This window comes from Arthrobacter sedimenti (assembly GCF_042652025.1).
Taxonomy (GTDB): Bacteria; Actinomycetota; Actinomycetes; order Actinomycetales; family Micrococcaceae; genus Arthrobacter; species Arthrobacter sedimenti.
Genome location: NZ_JBHSDQ010000003.1, coordinates 506,102 through 520,381 on the forward strand (window position 1 = coordinate 506,102; position 14,280 = coordinate 520,381).

Genomic DNA, 14,280 nt, shown 5'->3' on the forward strand with positions numbered 1-14,280 from the left:
ATGCCCAACACCAGGTATCAAACCGACCGTCAGGGATCCCCGCGAACCACGCCTCCTGCCTCCGCCACGCGGTTATTGCTGGCCTGTGGGATAGCCGCCGGCCCCCTGTACCTTCTGGTCAGCTATACCCAGGCGCTTCTTCGCCCAGGCTTTGACGCGGCACATAACGACCTCAGTGTCCTCGCCAACGGGGACCTGGGCTGGATCCAGACCACAAACCTGATCCTCACGGGCGCCCTCACCCTCTGGGGATCCGCTCTCATCGGAATCTACGGTGCCGGTTTAGTGGGTGCGGGCATTTTCAGCGCCGATCCGATGAACGGATTCCCTCAAGGCACACCTCCCGGACACCCCGCCTCCGGCTCCCTCCACGGATTCCTTCATTTCATTACAGCGGGAGTAGGTTTCGCCGCCCTCATCGCCGGATGCTGTGTTCTCTCCCGCCGGTTCTACAGCTCAGGAAACCGGAGACTCGGAGCATTCTCGCTAGCCACCGGAGTTCTCTTTCTTGCCGCCTTCGCCGGCATTGCCAGCGGGTCAACATCAGCAGTCATCGTCCTTGGCTTCACAGCAGCCGTAGTCCTCGCTTGGACCTGGCTGGCTATAACCGCCACGCACCTACGACGCATCCACCACCTGCCTCCCCCCGTCCCCCACCAGCTGAGCACGCCGCCCCACTGAAAAGCACCGATCCAACGGCAATTTGACGACTATAGGAGCATCGTCGTAGACACCTAAGGTGCAGGGGGTCCGGAGCTCTGCGACGGTACGCCCTGGACCCAACAGCCGGCCGCGCCAGCGGACGCCCACCAAAGTGGTTGAAGCGCAGCGGAAACCAGGGCGAGCCCCGCGAGCCGGCTCTCGCCCCTTAGTAGGGTGGGCGCATGAGTGAACCAGCCCGGCAGCGTCGGCGCCCCCTGGTTCCCGTCTGGGTGCCGTCCCGGCGTCGTCACTGGTGCTGCGGATCCTGGCCCTGGTGTTTGCTGCGGCCGCTGTCGGCTGCTGGGTGCTGGACTCAGTGGACCTGGTCATCGGCCGCCCGATTGGCGGTGACGCGCTCGTTGCCGTGCTTGCTAGTCCGCGGCCGTAGGGTTTTGGTGGATGCTGGCGGCAAACCGGAGCAGGCAAAGTTGCAGGAAGTCTTCGAGCAGGCTCGCGTCCGGGGCGAGACGCTGCCATCAGGAAAAAGAAGCTTGTAAGCCCAGAGGGGCCTACAAGCGCGGCAACTACACAGCTCGTCAGATCGCGCCCAGTCCGTCAATTCGAGAAAGCCCTCTCCGACGGCGTCAAAGTCCCTGGGGTCGCACAAGTTCATCTAAGGATGTGACAAGGGCCTTTGGTCTGTCTGGAATGATGGTCCGATGAGTGAAACCCCGGTATCGACGATGTGCCTTCGTGGCGGGAGCGGTACACGGACATCCCTGCCGGCATGGCGCCGGTGAGGGCTTCGGAGCTCGCCAGAGACCCGGTCCTGGCACGTCATGGTCTGCCGGTTCCCAGACCAGGACAGAACATCACAGTGCCCGTCCCTTCGGAACGGCTGCAGAACCTTGTGGAGCTGGCACGCACGGTCTGCGGGCAGCCGGTGACGGCGATCAACATCATTACCGATGACCTTCAGTATCAAGTGGCCACGGCGGGTATGGAACCATATCTTTGCACCCGAGAAGACTCCATGTGTGCCGTCGGCTTCTTGGACGGGACCTCGACTGTCGTTGACGACGCGTCCTTGGATCCTCGCTACTGGAACAACCCTCTCGTCGACGGACGCCGCGGCACAATCAGGTTCTATGCCTCCATCCCCCTGGTCAGCGACGGTGGCTTCGTGCTAGGCACACTTTGTGCCGGAGCACGGGAACCCGGCCAGCTGAGCGACCGCCAACGCCACGGTCTGGAAGTCCTCGCAGCCGAAATAGTTGAGGCTCTGGCCCTGGAACACCGGGCCAAGGCCTTGACCGATGCACTGGCCGAGGCCCGGCGCAGCAACTCCTTGCTCGCAGAGTTCGCCGGCCGGATCAGCCACGATCTTCGCAATCCCCTGACCTCCATCCTGGGATTCGTCGAACTGAGCCAGATGGAAGCCGAGGACTCCCCGGATTCACAAATCCTGCAGTACCTGGACGTTGTGGCGAACTCCGGTCAGCGCATGTTGACGATGGTCGAAGACGTCCTGGCCTACGCGACCATCGGCGGCGCCCCCCGGCCTACCAAGCTTTCTCTGGCGTCGCTGGTCACGGACGTCCTCCAGGACCTGACCGCAAGCCTCGAAGCGAGAGGTGCAACGGTCGACTGCGCCGACCTGGACTTCACCGCGGACCCCGTGCAAATGCGGGTGCTGCTGCAGAACCTGATCCACAATGCGGTTGCGTATTCCAGACCAACAGTTCCACCGGTCATTTACGTCACCGGGCATCGGGCCGGAGACGACGTGACGCTGCAGGTCACCGACAACGGCAAGGGAATAAGTCCGTTCGACCGTGAACGGGTCCTGAATCCGTTGGTCCGACTGCACCGCGAGGATGACCCACCCGGAACGGGCCTCGGCCTTGCGACCTGCGCACGCATCGCTGCCGCCACCGGCGGACGCTTGGAAATCTCCGCAGGACCGGGCACCGGCACTACCGTGACAGTCCACCTCGGCAAAGACACCTAACTCGGCAACGTCAGCCGACCAGAACAGGAGCGGCGCCCGGCAGGACCTCTACGACCCGGGAGCCTGCGCGGTGCGGGAAGTTTAACCGGCGCTTCCGTATGGTTCGGCACCGGCAGGAAAATAGGTCACCATGCCAACTCCCCGGGCCTTCAGAGTCTTTTTTATCGGCTGGTGATCTGTATGTGGCCAGAAGACGGCCACAGGAGAAAGGTGTCGCGTCAACGGCAGCAGCCGCTTTTCAAAAGTCCACGTTGTTGCATCCGAGAACGTGCGGCGGATCCGAAATCCACGTGGGTGCCCGCCCGAAGTGACCTGCATACGCCGAGCTAGGGTTGGTGGCCAGCCCCGACGAGTGTGCTGTGGTGTTTGCGGGCTGTGAGGTAGAGGCGGTGTGCTGTGATCATGATGGTCAGCCAGGCGGCCCCTAGTGTCCAGGCGGCGAGGACGTCGGTGAGCCAGTGGTGGCCGAGGAAGACCCGGCTCAGCCCGATGGTCAGGGCGAACAGGGCCGCAACGATGATGGCGGCTATGCGGGCACGTCTGCTCCTGAGCCTCAGGATGATCAGGTAGGCGACGATACCGGCGATGACGACCGCGTTCAGTGAGTGGCCGCTGGGGAATGAAGCGGAGTGTTCGTATGGCGGGACGGCGTCGGTGAGCGGGGGCCGGGTCCGTCCGATGAGTTGCTTGCCGGCGATCGTCATCAGCAATGAACCGGCGCCGGCGATCACGATCAGGATGCCGGGGGTCCAGGACCGGCGACGGATGGTCAGGATTACCAGGGCGGTGACGGCGAGGATGGGCATGCCTACTGTTCCGCCGATGTCCGTGTAGGCGGTGACGAGTGTGTCCGCCGCGGGAGACCTGATCGATTTGGCGAAATCCAGGACGGGATGGTCCAGGCCGGCAACGCCGTCGGTTTCCACGACGGCCTCATAGACTTGAGCGAAGAGTGCCGTGAGGGATGCGGCCAGGACCGCCCCGACAAGCAGGGTAAGGATCAGGGCGCCGTGGGGTCCTACTAACGTGCTGGCCCTGCGCACGGCCGAAGCCAGGAGCTGTCCGGCCCGGGTGTCCCACCTTGTGAGGTCCTGGGTTCCTACAAAGCGGTCCTGGTGCAGTTCTCCCTGCACACCGCCAACAGATGAGTTCTGGTCAGTCACGGGCTTCTCTCTACGCTGCAAAAGTATCGGAAATAGGGGAGCTACCCCATCCGTAGGCGGCCCGGCGGACGGGAATCCTTGCCCTTCGGTGCGGGGCCAGCCGGGCTTTCAGCTGCCAGAGGTCCGCTCCTTGGAGGGAGCGGACCTCTGGGTTGCCGCCGGGTCAGGCGATGCCAGGGAACCTGGTTTGGGTTTCCTTGGGCCCGATTTCGCGCTAGCGGCTGGCGCGGCCGTCGTCGTCGACTTCGATGTTTTCCTTGCGGACTTCTTCGTTGACGGTGTGCTGCTCGGTCACGGTTTCTTTATCGAGGCGGACGCGTTCGACGGGAACTGCCTCTTTTTCAACTACGGGACGTTCTTCGTGAAGGACGATCTCGTGTTCCTCCTCGCTGATCGCCGGGCCGTCCAGGGCGGCACCGCGGGTGGCGTCCGTGATTGGTTCGCGTTCGATACGGACCTCTTCACGCTCCACCGGGATGGTCTTGGTGACGTTCTCGGTGACGACGTACTTGCGCAACCGTGCCCTGCCCGTGGCCTGCTTTTCGGTGCCGACGTGCAGTTGCTCCTCCGAACGGGTCATCGCGTCATCGGTCGTGGGACCTGAAGTGTCGTGCCCCACCGCGCCGCGCGCGGTCGTTTCCCTCTCGGTGGTGTCCCGATCGGTGCTGGTGCCGGTGTAGGCGGCACCACCGGAACGTTCGTAGTAAGTGTAGAGGCGGTCTTCCTCTTCGGGTTCCAGATGGCCGTCCGGGGCGACCCGGGGGGCGTCCTTGACCTCGTCCTTGGTGTGCGGGACGACGATGTCCTTGCCGTCCTGGGTTGCGGTGTCCAGCGGGACGAAGGACTCATGGGTGCCGAACAGGCCGGTCTTGACCGTGACCCAGGTCGGTTCCGAGGTCTGGTCATCGGCGTAGATCTGGCCGATGGACCCGATCTTGCTGCCATCGGAGCCGATGACATTGCCGCCGGCGGTGCTCAGTGTGGACAGGTTTTCTGTGCTGATCATGACTTGCTCCTTCTGATCCGGTGAACAGATCGTGGGGTTAGGGTGTTCGTTTGTCCTGCAGCCGGGTGTGATGCTGGAGTCCCGGCTTCGCGGGTTGGGTCAGCGGTTGGTCGTGCCGGTAGCACGGGTGTTGCGGGAGAACAGGGTGGCAAGGGCCATCATCCGGACTCAGCGGGCGAAGCCGGTGCGTGCCACCGCTCCAGGTCTAGCCTCCTTGTCCCGGCCACTCAGGTGTTTTGGACGTTGTCCTTGGCATCGGCGGCGCGGTCTTTGACGTCACTCGCGGCGCCCTGGCCTTCGTCCTTGACGTTCTGAACAGCGTCGGCAGCCGTGGACTTGACGCTCTCCACGGCTTCCTGGGCTGGCTCCTTCAGGTCCTGGACCACATCCTTGGCTGCCTCGCTGACCTTGCCAGCCAGCGGCTCGGCTGCTGTCTTGAGCTCTTGGGCCGCTTCGCGTTCCTTCGTGCTGGCAGGGATCAGCGACGAGAGGAGCATCCCGGCGCCGAAGGCGATGAGCCCGGCAGCGAGGGGGTTGCCCTGGGCTGCGGTCTTGACCTGGCCGGGGGCTTGGGAGATAGCGGTGCCTGTGTCGCTGAGCTTGGATGTGACGGTGTCCTTGGCGTCGTGCAGGCTGCCGCCGGTGCTGCGCAGGGCGTCCCCGGTGCTGCTGGTGCCCGAGGAGACCTTGTCCTGAACGGTTGAGACCTTGTCCTGGACCGTGGACGTGGCCGAATCCGCTGCTCCCATGACTTTTTCCTTGACCCCGGTGACTGCGTCCTTGAGACCGGACTTCACCTTGTCGGTCTGCCGGTGGACGATGTTGGACGGGGTGACCTTGTCGGCGACGGCGTCCACGTTGGTGCCCAGCCGTGCGCGGGTCTCTTCAATTTCCTGACGGATTACATCCGGGGTATCGCTCATCGGTTTACCTCACCTGGTTTTAGGGTTGGGGGAATTTCAGAAAGTGTTTCGCCCGTCTGGGGCAGGCCCTTGATCTGCTTGAGTTCCTACCGGCCCACGGAGGCCAGCACGGCGGCGATAATGCCCCAGATCACGGCGACGATCACCGCGGCCCAGCCAAGGGGCATCAGCGAGCCTAGGGCCCACATCAAGGCCAGGGACAAAAAGACCAGGACGAAGTGACCGGCGACGCCGGCCCCGGCGAGCCTCCCGCCACCCTTCCCTGCCCGGGTGGCCGACTGCTTTGCTTCGGCCTTGGCGAGCTCCACTTCCTGGCGCATCAAGGTGGACAGGTCCCGGGTCACATCGCCCAGCAACTCACCTAACGAAGCGTTATCGGCCTTCAGGTGCGCCTCGCTCGGTGCCGGCTCATGGATTTGGCTGCTCACAAGTGGCGTCCTTCCCCTGGCTGGTAAAGGTCCTCCTCGAACCGCAGGGGCGTGTCTGCGGCGGTACCGGAGGGCAACGTTGACGTTGAAACCGGCGCCCCTGCGCCGATAACAGGCTCGTCGTACAGGTCCCCGCCGCTGGCCGGCGTGAATGCCGCCCCCTGTGGCAGGGCTGCTGCCTGGGGGGCCCGGGCCGGCGGCTGGGGCCGGCTGGAGCGGCCACCGTTCTGTGACTCGGGAGCCCCTGCGGTGAGGCTTCGCGTGAGTCGTCCCGCCAGAAGGCCGGCGCCTGCGGCAAGCAGCAGGAACCTGCCCGGCTTATTGCGGGCGAAGCGCTGGACATCGACAAGCATGTCACCGGGCTCCTTGTTCTCAATCCAGGAAGCCACCGATTCGCTGCGCTGGGCTGCCTGGCGGATCAGGTCACTGGCCACGCCCTGCTGGTCAGGGGCATCAGCCATCGTCTGCAGCTGGCTGGAAATAGTGCGGATACCCTCGGCAGCCTTCTGCTGCTGGGTACCGGCCTGACTAGACAGACCCGACTTCGCCTGGGACAACAGGTCCTTCACATTGGACTTCACCTCGGCGGCCACGTTGGCTGCTTCTTCCTTCGCAGTCTCCGCAACACCCTGCGCAGCAGCGCCAGCATGCCCGGCGACGTTGGAGATTTCCTCCTTCGCGGCTTCCTTCTTGGACCCTGCCCCCGTGTCCGGCATAACGGACGGGGTTGTCCCGATGATCATGGTCGCCTCCCGATCCTGGGAGGAGGACCCGGTGACGTTGGCCCACTGATTTTCCGTCATCATGCTCTCTTTACTTCGCGGTCAATTGCTGGAACGACCAGCACTGACGCAATACTAAGCATGGTTACTAATTTTTAGTAAGTATCCTTGCTATTTTTTCTGTACCGACTTGTCTGCCTGATTTTTCGTGTAGTGTCTGCCGTTAATGGCCCATACATATGACGCGCCACCCGCCGTCGACGCTTCCGCCTCTGCTCCGGCACGCCTGGCCCCCGGTGGTGCCAGGGAGCGCATCCTGGGTGCCGCTTACGAGCTGTTCCTGCACCGGGGTATCCGCGATGTCGGCATCAATGAGTTGATTTCACGGGCCGGGGTCGCCAAAGCGACGTTCTACGCGCACTTCACCTCAAAGGATGAACTGGTCCTCGCGTACTTGGAGCGCTGCCACCAGGACATGACAGTGGAGGCGATCATCGCCGACACCGGAAGGCGGACCGAGAACCCCACGGGCCGGTTGTTGGCTATTTTTGACGTCCTGGACGGCTGGTTCCGCCAGGATGACTTCCAGGCCTGCGCTTTCGTCAGCACTATGCTGGAAATGGGTCCCGCCCACCTCCTGGGAATCGCATCAATCGATTACTTAGCGCAGGTGCGGGCCTTCATCCGGGCCCTGGCGGTGGAGGCCGGCCTTGAACAGCCCGACGTCTTTGCCCGCTCCTGCCACATCCTGACCAAAGGTTCGATCATTTCAGCGGTGGAGGGAGACCGCGAGGCAGCTGTCTTCGCTAGACGCATGGCCGCTTCCCTCATCCGCGACCACGGAGGTGACGCTCCCATGGCCCCCTGACGCATCATCACCCGCGCACATTGTTCTCCATCCTTTTGGCGGTTCCAAGCTGCTGCGGCCCCCTTTATTCACAATTTCGTAGAAGGAACAGGAGCCATGAGAGATGGAAACCCCCGGACTACGCCCGTTTTGTTCAGGATTGTATTGCTGCCGATACGGTTGATGACCACATACTCACCGAAGACCAGTTCTACGGTGTGTACCTGAGCTGGTGCGCGCTGCAGACACAACCCCCCGGATCCTGCGAGTCGTTTTGGGCAGCAATGTCCCAGGAAGGCATCCACGAACGAGGCGTGAACGACCACCGGCGGATACGGCCGGGGCTTCGAATGACCGGTCCGGCTGCTCTGGACTACATCCTCGCCAGCCAACCAAGCCTGGTTTGATTAATGCCCCCGGCGCGGCAGGAGCGTGACCCTGTCGGGCTTGAGGCCGACTAAACTCTCGTTGCGCGTGTCCGATGAAATGGAGCGCCGCCAGTGAAAGGGACAACCCATGTCAAAGAATCTGCGGATCACCCCCGGCGACCCGTTTCCCCAGGATCTGGAAACACTGAAAGACGAGAAGCTGCAGGTTCTCGACAGCCAGGTCCAACGCCAACTCGACCACGAAATCGTTGCCGATGGTGAGTCTGACCCGGAAACCGAGTTCCGCCACCACGAGCTTGATACGGAGTTCGAGCAGCGCGGAAACTAAACGCTGCTCGTGGCCCCCGAAGAACCCGTTTGACCTCGCAGTCTCTCCACAGCGGCCTTCGTAGCTGTCGAAGCCGGCCCGCCGACAGCAAAGGGGCCCCGCCACCGAGCTGCTGCAGCGACAGGACCTAAGGCGTTGCCTTTGATTCGCCGCACTCTGCTACACGACCGTCTGAGTGTCGCTTCTGCTCCCCTGCCTCTGCAAACCGGTTCGAGGAATGGTGCCTGCACGGGCTCCCCACACCAGGCTTCCGCTTCGCCCTAAAAGACCACGTACAGACCGCGTGCAGCCCGAAGGTCTAGACTCCGCTCATGCCCGACATGAATTCCTGGCCCACCGGCCGCCTCCTATCAACAGCGGCCAGGCTCGTCGAACATTCATGGAACGGGAAACTGGCCGCTGCCGGGCTGACCCACGCCGGAGTGATAGCCCTGGACGTTCTCTCCAGAGCCGGGGAGCCCATGAGCCAGGCAAATATCGCCCAAAAGGTCCGTGTGCAGAACCAGACAATGGGCAAGACCTTGTCCCGCCTGCAGGCATGGGCCTACATCCGCCGACACCCCAGCCCTTCTGACCGCAGAAGCCAGATCGTCTCAATCACCGACCTCGGCACGGAGGTGATCAACGAAGCCCGCGAAGTGGACCGCACAATACTGACACGCGCGGCAGGGGACGGAGACAGGCTTCGCAAGGACCTGCAATCCATCATCGACCTGCTTTCTCGGAACCCCGGGACCACCTCCCATACCAAGCAGAAACCCGGCAACAGATCTGTCTGAAGACCCGCCACTCCCGTGCAGACCTTCGCCCATACCAGTCATCGGCGCCACCCGTAAATGGGCTGCTTGTCAGTTTCTACACATCAAGGTGAAGTGCACTGGTCTTGTCCCCCGCAACGGTGGTGACGATGGAGGCCGTCGGGTCCCCGGAATTGACGTCCTTGGTACTGGAGGCCCGTTCCAGAATCGTGGGGGCTGCGTGGTTCCGCTGGCATCGGCCGACTCCCTGCGCGGTGTGGATGTTTGCCCTGCGGGCCAGTGCAGCTCTCAAATCCCTATTAGTGTCTTTCAGATACTCGATGTGCAGGACCAGCCCTAGCGTCCTTGAGGCCTGCGATGCGAAGGATTCGGCAATATCGATATCTGCCGGGGAAAAAGCATTCGGGCGTCTGGCGTAAAAGCTTAGGGCGGCCCGGGTTTTACCCTCGACAGTCAAGGGGACACAAAGAATGGACCTGATGCCGTGGCGGAAGGCAGATCTGACGAAACGTGGCCATTGGCACTCATTATCCAGATTCGCGGCCAGGACTGTTCTTTGTTCAGCCATCGCCGTGAGGTTCGGGCCCTCGCCAATAATATTGTTAAGTTCGTCCAGTGACCTGGCCCCAAGCTCACTGCCAGCCTGTGCCACGGGCTTCTTCGGCTGCCTGACAGTCATACCACAGGACATTTCAGGGTCGGCGTGGGAAAGCCCAGTTGCGGCGAGGGCGACCAGCCCGGCAAGGAACTGCCCGATGTCATGGTTATCCGGAACGAGGCCCTGACGCCGGATTTCCATTTGCGTTGGTGGCACGGAGGATCGCGCGCGGCCCTTTTCGTGGGCGCCCCAGCCCCGAGGGGTGTTCCGCCGGGCCCTGACTTAAGGTCCTGCAGATTGGTGTTGGTAATCAGGAGGCGGCGGTCAGAGACTCGCAGTTCGACGTCGCTGTATCCTTCCTCCGCCAAGCGCTGGGTGACGCTCTTGTCATGCAGCAAATCGAGTTCCCGGGGCTGGGGCCTGCGGGAGAAAACGACAGGGACGGTGTAACGAGAGGCGGCCATGGCCGTGCCGAGGTCGTGAGGAAGAGCGGAGGCGAGAACGCCGCTGAGCGCAAGGCGCCCCTCAACATGGACCGGCTGTTCTTGGGTGGTGGTCATGGCATTGCGCCAACGTTTCTTGAAGATGCACTGCCAGAACCGCAGAAACGGGCGGATCGACGGTGACTGAGGTTCAAGGGACCCGAAACCGGGCCCCTTATTGTCACAGCCGCCTGTTAGCCGGCGGCGGACGCGGAGTTGGTTTCATTGCTCGGCAACCGCATGTTCAGTCACGGGATCCCGATACTCTGACTGTACGCCCTGACGCGCCACGACAGGTGAAAACCCACAAATCAGTTCTGTCCGCGTTCAACTCCGGCCAACCTCGCTACGCCCCGTTCGAAGAGGGCCGCGGAGTCGCTCGTGGCTTGCCGTGCCCCACCATTGCAAAGCGCACCGCAAGGGCAAGATCAAACCGGAGATCATGCGTTGCCTAAAGCGCTACGCAGCCCGGGAAATCTACCGCCCCATCACCCCCCCCCCCCCCCCCCCGCCGGCACCAGACAACAGCGATCCCCGGAACACGCACACCACACTCGGCGTCGCCATCAGCACCGCAGGCAGCGAACTCGACCAATGGCCCTCGAAAATTTCCCTCGCGGAGCGGGGACTCCTCCGCAACGACACTCCGCCCACGACCTATCGCCAATGGCTGACCGAGCAACAGCGGGTCATTAGCGCATCGCCAGAGCCGGTAGAGGACTGCATTTCGTGGCCACACGGGGATCAATCTCGCAGGTATCGCGGATGTAAGGTTGTGCTGACGGGAGGTTACCCCATGTCCGACACGAGGAACCCACGAGGTGCATGTGTGAACGAGTACGAGGCTTCGCTGGTCATCAAGTCGGGAGCGGAACTGCTGTCTTCGGCTTCTTCCGACCCCCGCTCGGACGAAGGCTACGCGGCGGTAAAGGCCAATATCTCGGAAGCACTGGAGCGCATAGCGGAAGCTCTCGGCAACTTTGAAGCAAGTTCGGGAGCGCCCAGCCGCTCCACCGGGTGGGTTCAGGACCTTCGCCGCGTAGCAGACGACTTGGTAAATCGAAGGGCTGGAATGCCGATGGCAGCGGGTTACCCGGACCGGCCACCTGCAGCCCGTTTTGATAGGGCGGTGCTGGTCTTCAACCCGGGCAGGCCTGGCATGACCGCCAGGATCAACGAGCTGCAACGAGAGCTTGCCGCCGAAGCACCGGATCTTCAAGTTGATGTGCTGCCCACCGGCTTCGCCGGGCACGCACGGGGCCTGGCACGATCCGTTGCCGCCGCAGGGTCCCCGCTTATTGTTTCCGTTAGCGGCGACGGCGGGTACAACGAGGTCGTCAACGGGGTGATGGACGTTCCAGACAGCAAGGCGGTGTGCACCGTCGTCGCGGCAGGTAACGCCAACGACCATCACCGCAGCATGTCGAAAAGACCATTGCCGGAGGCTGTCCGGGACGACCCGGTCCGGCACATCGACCTGCTGCGAATTACCTTTGGGAAGGAACAACCTGAACGGGTCCACTACGCCCACTCCTACATCGGTTTCGGACTCACGCCGCTGATGGCAATCGGCATCGAGCGCGGGGGAAAGGGAAAAATCCTCGAACTTGTGTCCGTGGCCCGCACACTCTCTCACCTGAGGCCGTTCGAGCTCGTCCGGGCAGACGGGGCCACCGCCTGTTTGGACAGTCTGATCCTTGCCAACATTTCACGGATGGCAAAGTACGGGACAGTCAGCGAGTCCGTCCACCCCGACGACGGCCGATTCGAGGTCGTCACGCTCCCTCACTCCGGCCGCTGGAAGATGGCCCTGATGACCCTTCGCGCCGTGACCCTGGGACTCGGGAACCAACCAAGTGTCAGCAGCTACGCATTCACCACCGGGGATGCCGTTCCCTGCCAAATAGACGGCGAGGTCAGGCATCTTCCCGCCTCCACCGATGTTCTTGTGGAAAGCGCTAAGGGCGCCCTGGCAGTTATCTGATCTGGCACCTTTGGCGTCTATTCGACGGTCCGGCCAGCACCCTGAGAGTCTCTCGTGGGGACGACGTATCTTTGCCCGGGCAGCCGCCGCACCGCCCATGGGTCTGCACGCATCGACGGATCCGCCCGGCGGCTCCGAGGGGGAGAGTTAGGCCGGTACCTGTATCGTTCGAAGTCAGGAACCTCTCGGTTCCGCTACAGGAGCAATCATGGCTGACAAATCCCCCCGCCAAACAGCATCCAAGAAATCCGCCAAAACTATCAAGGAAAAACGCGCCGACAAGAAGGCCGCCGCGACACCCCCCGTCCCCGGAGAGAAGGCCACCGCCAACTCGACAAGCCTCAAGAAGAAGTGACCGGCATGACCGGTCACCTCACCCTCGGCGTTCTTTCCAGTACCAGAAAACCTGACGAGCGGCGTCTGCCTATCCACCCGCTGCATCTGAAGCGCATTCCACCCGAAATTCGACAGCACCTGATTTTTGAGGAAGGCTACGGCCAGCGTTTCGGCGTTTCGGACTTCCAGCTGGCACCGCTCGTGGGGCGCATCGCCCCGCGCGCAAAACTACTGGCGGAGGCCGACGTCGTCCTCTTGCTCAAACCCCAGCCCGAAGACCTCGCCGAACTCCATGACGGTCAGGTCCTCTGGGGTTGGCCGCACTGCGTCCAGGACCGGGCACTATCCCAGCTGGCGATCGACAAGAAACTGACGCTGATCGCCTTCGAGGCGATGAACCACTGGGCCAGTGACGGCGGGTTCGGGCTGCACGTTTTCCACAAGAACAACGAGTTGGCCGGCTACTGCTCCGTGCTGCACTCCCTGGCCCTGACCGGCTCCACCGGGGACTACGGCCGGAGGCTCAGCGCCGTCGTCATCGGCTTCGGCGCGACCGCCAGAGGAGCCGTCACAGCACTCAACGCCCATGGCATCCATGACGTCCAGGTCCTGACCAACCGCGGGGTCGCCGCCGTGGGTTCGCCTATCCATTCCGTGCGGATTGCCCAGTTTGATCACGACCCCGAAGCACCATTCCTCAGCGAGGTCATCACGGAACGCGGGCGGGTCCCGCTGGCGCCGTTCCTGGCCGAAAGCGACATCGTGGTCAACTGCACCCTGCAAAACCCCAACGCACCCTTGACCTACCTGCGGACCGAGGACCTCGACGCTTTCCGCCCCGGCAGTCTGATCGTGGATGTTTCCTGCGATGAGGGTATGGGCTTTAGCTGGGCGAAAACCACCACCTTCGCCGAGCCGATCTTCACCGTAGGTGACCACATCGATTACTACGCGGTGGACCACAGCCCCTCCTACCTCTGGAAATCCTCCAGTTGGGAGATCAGCGAAGCCCTGCTGCCCTTCCTGGAAACCGTGATCACCGGCCCCACGGCGTGGACGGGAAACGAGACCATCAGCCGCGCGATCGAAATCCGAGAGGGTGTCGTCCTGAACCAGGACGTGCTGCAGTTCCAGCAACGCCGCCCGGAACACCCACACTTCCCAATACCCGCCTAGAAGGCCAGGGCATTTCATTGCCCCCGGTGGGCGAGCGGTTGTTCGACCTCGCTCCGGTCGGCGGCCGGTTCACGGTTGTCACGCCCCCCATCCGCTCGCTGAAAGATAGCCCTGATAACCCTTTCGGCCCGGGATGCTACTAGGGCCGGGGAATGAAACAAAGCGTCGGCAGCTTCCTCTTGACCGCACGTGATGCTGTTCCTTGACGAGGAACAGCAGCGCAATGACGCCCCCAGCCCTAAATTCGGTCCAGACGGGTGTCCTTGGTGTCCCTGCGGGTGATGTAAATGGGCAGTAGGTCTACTCAATCACGCAGCACGGATTGAGGGACGCTGGCCGGACCGGTAAGCGGATGCGATAACGGGTTCGAGTTCGTCGAGGACGGTTCGGTTACCGGGGAGAACGACATGGGCAAGGAATTCCGACTCGAGCGTAACGACGCCCGCTGTCACCGCTGCAAGCTTGGCGTCTGTGGCTAAGGCAAAAG

General features: G+C 62.7%; 13 protein-coding genes and 1 pseudogene. 8 read left to right on the forward strand and 6 right to left on the reverse strand.

Going from position 1 to position 14,280, the window contains the following annotated elements; all coding sequences use genetic code 11:
- On the forward strand, nt 1-681 hold the full coding sequence (locus tag ACFO0G_RS10425; RefSeq protein ID WP_376977430.1) for a DUF998 domain-containing protein: 681 nt from the start codon (nt 1-3) through the stop codon (nt 679-681).
- Between the two features lie 838 nt (nt 682-1,519).
- Entirely contained in the window at nt 1,520-2,653 is a 1,134-nt protein-coding gene (locus tag ACFO0G_RS10430) for a GAF domain-containing sensor histidine kinase (protein WP_376977432.1), read from the forward strand.
- Between the two features lie 326 nt (nt 2,654-2,979).
- Here the strand turns inward: ACFO0G_RS10430 and ACFO0G_RS10435 are convergent, their stop codons facing one another.
- From ACFO0G_RS10435 to ACFO0G_RS10455, 5 genes and pseudogenes are all read right to left on the reverse strand, one after another.
- Nucleotides 2,980-3,816 (reverse strand): phosphatase PAP2 family protein, encoded by an 837-nt coding sequence (locus ACFO0G_RS10435; RefSeq protein WP_376977434.1) that lies wholly within the window; start codon nt 3,814-3,816, stop codon nt 2,980-2,982.
- 214 nt (nt 3,817-4,030) lie between these two features.
- Complete coding sequence (locus tag ACFO0G_RS10440; protein ID WP_376977436.1) at nt 4,031-4,822, reverse strand: DUF2382 domain-containing protein; 792 nt, start codon at nt 4,820-4,822, stop codon at nt 4,031-4,033.
- 227 nt (nt 4,823-5,049) lie between these two features.
- Nucleotides 5,050-5,745: a DUF3618 domain-containing protein gene (locus tag ACFO0G_RS10445; RefSeq protein ID WP_376977438.1), complete on the reverse strand. Its 696-nt coding sequence runs from the start codon at nt 5,743-5,745 to the stop codon at nt 5,050-5,052.
- Nucleotides 5,742-6,173: pseudogene (locus tag ACFO0G_RS10450) on the reverse strand (phage holin family protein). Before ACFO0G_RS10450 ends, ACFO0G_RS10445 begins: the two are co-directional and overlap by 4 nt.
- Nucleotides 6,170-6,976: a hypothetical protein gene (locus tag ACFO0G_RS10455; protein WP_376977440.1), complete on the reverse strand. Its 807-nt coding sequence runs from the start codon at nt 6,974-6,976 to the stop codon at nt 6,170-6,172. The pseudogene ACFO0G_RS10450 and the gene ACFO0G_RS10455 overlap by 4 nt, the downstream one beginning before the upstream one ends.
- A 145-nt stretch (nt 6,977-7,121) precedes the next feature.
- Between ACFO0G_RS10455 and ACFO0G_RS10460 the strand changes: the two genes are divergently transcribed.
- The 3 genes from ACFO0G_RS10460 (at nt 7,122) to ACFO0G_RS10470 (ending at nt 9,238) form a co-directional block, all read left to right on the forward strand.
- Nucleotides 7,122-7,763, forward strand: coding sequence for a TetR/AcrR family transcriptional regulator (locus ACFO0G_RS10460; RefSeq protein WP_376977442.1), 642 nt, complete (start codon nt 7,122-7,124; stop codon nt 7,761-7,763).
- A gap of 495 nt (nt 7,764-8,258) precedes the next feature.
- On the forward strand, nt 8,259-8,459 hold the full coding sequence (locus ACFO0G_RS10465; protein WP_376977444.1) for a hypothetical protein: 201 nt from the start codon (nt 8,259-8,261) through the stop codon (nt 8,457-8,459).
- A gap of 311 nt (nt 8,460-8,770) precedes the next feature.
- Nucleotides 8,771-9,238, forward strand: coding sequence for a MarR family winged helix-turn-helix transcriptional regulator (locus tag ACFO0G_RS10470; protein ID WP_376977446.1), 468 nt, complete (start codon nt 8,771-8,773; stop codon nt 9,236-9,238).
- Nucleotides 9,239-9,314: 76 nt separating this feature from the next.
- Here ACFO0G_RS10470 and ACFO0G_RS10475 read toward each other — a convergent pair whose 3' ends face one another.
- On the reverse strand, nt 9,315-10,016 hold the full coding sequence (locus tag ACFO0G_RS10475; RefSeq protein ID WP_376977448.1) for a GAF domain-containing protein: 702 nt from the start codon (nt 10,014-10,016) through the stop codon (nt 9,315-9,317).
- 1,110 nt (nt 10,017-11,126) lie between these two features.
- Here ACFO0G_RS10475 and ACFO0G_RS10480 point away from each other — a divergent pair.
- From ACFO0G_RS10480 to ACFO0G_RS10490, 3 genes are all read left to right on the forward strand, one after another.
- Complete coding sequence (locus tag ACFO0G_RS10480; RefSeq protein WP_376977450.1) at nt 11,127-12,281, forward strand: diacylglycerol/lipid kinase family protein; 1,155 nt, start codon at nt 11,127-11,129, stop codon at nt 12,279-12,281.
- Between the two features lie 208 nt (nt 12,282-12,489).
- Nucleotides 12,490-12,636, forward strand: a complete 147-nt coding sequence (locus ACFO0G_RS10485) for a hypothetical protein (RefSeq protein WP_376977452.1) — start codon at nt 12,490-12,492, stop codon at nt 12,634-12,636.
- Between the two features lie 5 nt (nt 12,637-12,641).
- On the forward strand, nt 12,642-13,793 hold the full coding sequence (locus ACFO0G_RS10490; RefSeq protein WP_376977454.1) for a N(5)-(carboxyethyl)ornithine synthase: 1,152 nt from the start codon (nt 12,642-12,644) through the stop codon (nt 13,791-13,793).
- Nucleotides 13,794-14,280 lie beyond the last annotated feature (487 nt).

Bases quoted from the DNA above. Each gene is read 5' to 3' on its own strand.
- ACFO0G_RS10425 (WP_376977430.1), top strand. From the start codon at position 1: ATGCCCAACACCAGGTATCAAACCGACCGTCAGGGATCCCCGCGAACC.
- ACFO0G_RS10440 (WP_376977436.1), bottom strand. From the start codon at position 4,822: ATGATCAGCACAGAAAACCTGTCCACACTGAGCACCGCCGGCGGCAAT.
- ACFO0G_RS10445 (WP_376977438.1), bottom strand. From the start codon at position 5,745: ATGAGCGATACCCCGGATGTAATCCGTCAGGAAATTGAAGAGACCCGC.
- ACFO0G_RS10455 (WP_376977440.1), bottom strand. From the start codon at position 6,976: ATGACGGAAAATCAGTGGGCCAACGTCACCGGGTCCTCCTCCCAGGAT.
- ACFO0G_RS10460 (WP_376977442.1), top strand. From the start codon at position 7,122: ATGGCCCATACATATGACGCGCCACCCGCCGTCGACGCTTCCGCCTCT.
- ACFO0G_RS10465 (WP_376977444.1), top strand. From the start codon at position 8,259: ATGTCAAAGAATCTGCGGATCACCCCCGGCGACCCGTTTCCCCAGGAT.
- ACFO0G_RS10470 (WP_376977446.1), top strand. From the start codon at position 8,771: ATGCCCGACATGAATTCCTGGCCCACCGGCCGCCTCCTATCAACAGCG.
- ACFO0G_RS10475 (WP_376977448.1), bottom strand. From the start codon at position 10,016: ATGGAAATCCGGCGTCAGGGCCTCGTTCCGGATAACCATGACATCGGG.
- ACFO0G_RS10485 (WP_376977452.1), top strand. From the start codon at position 12,490: ATGGCTGACAAATCCCCCCGCCAAACAGCATCCAAGAAATCCGCCAAA.
- ACFO0G_RS10490 (WP_376977454.1), top strand. From the start codon at position 12,642: ATGACCGGTCACCTCACCCTCGGCGTTCTTTCCAGTACCAGAAAACCT.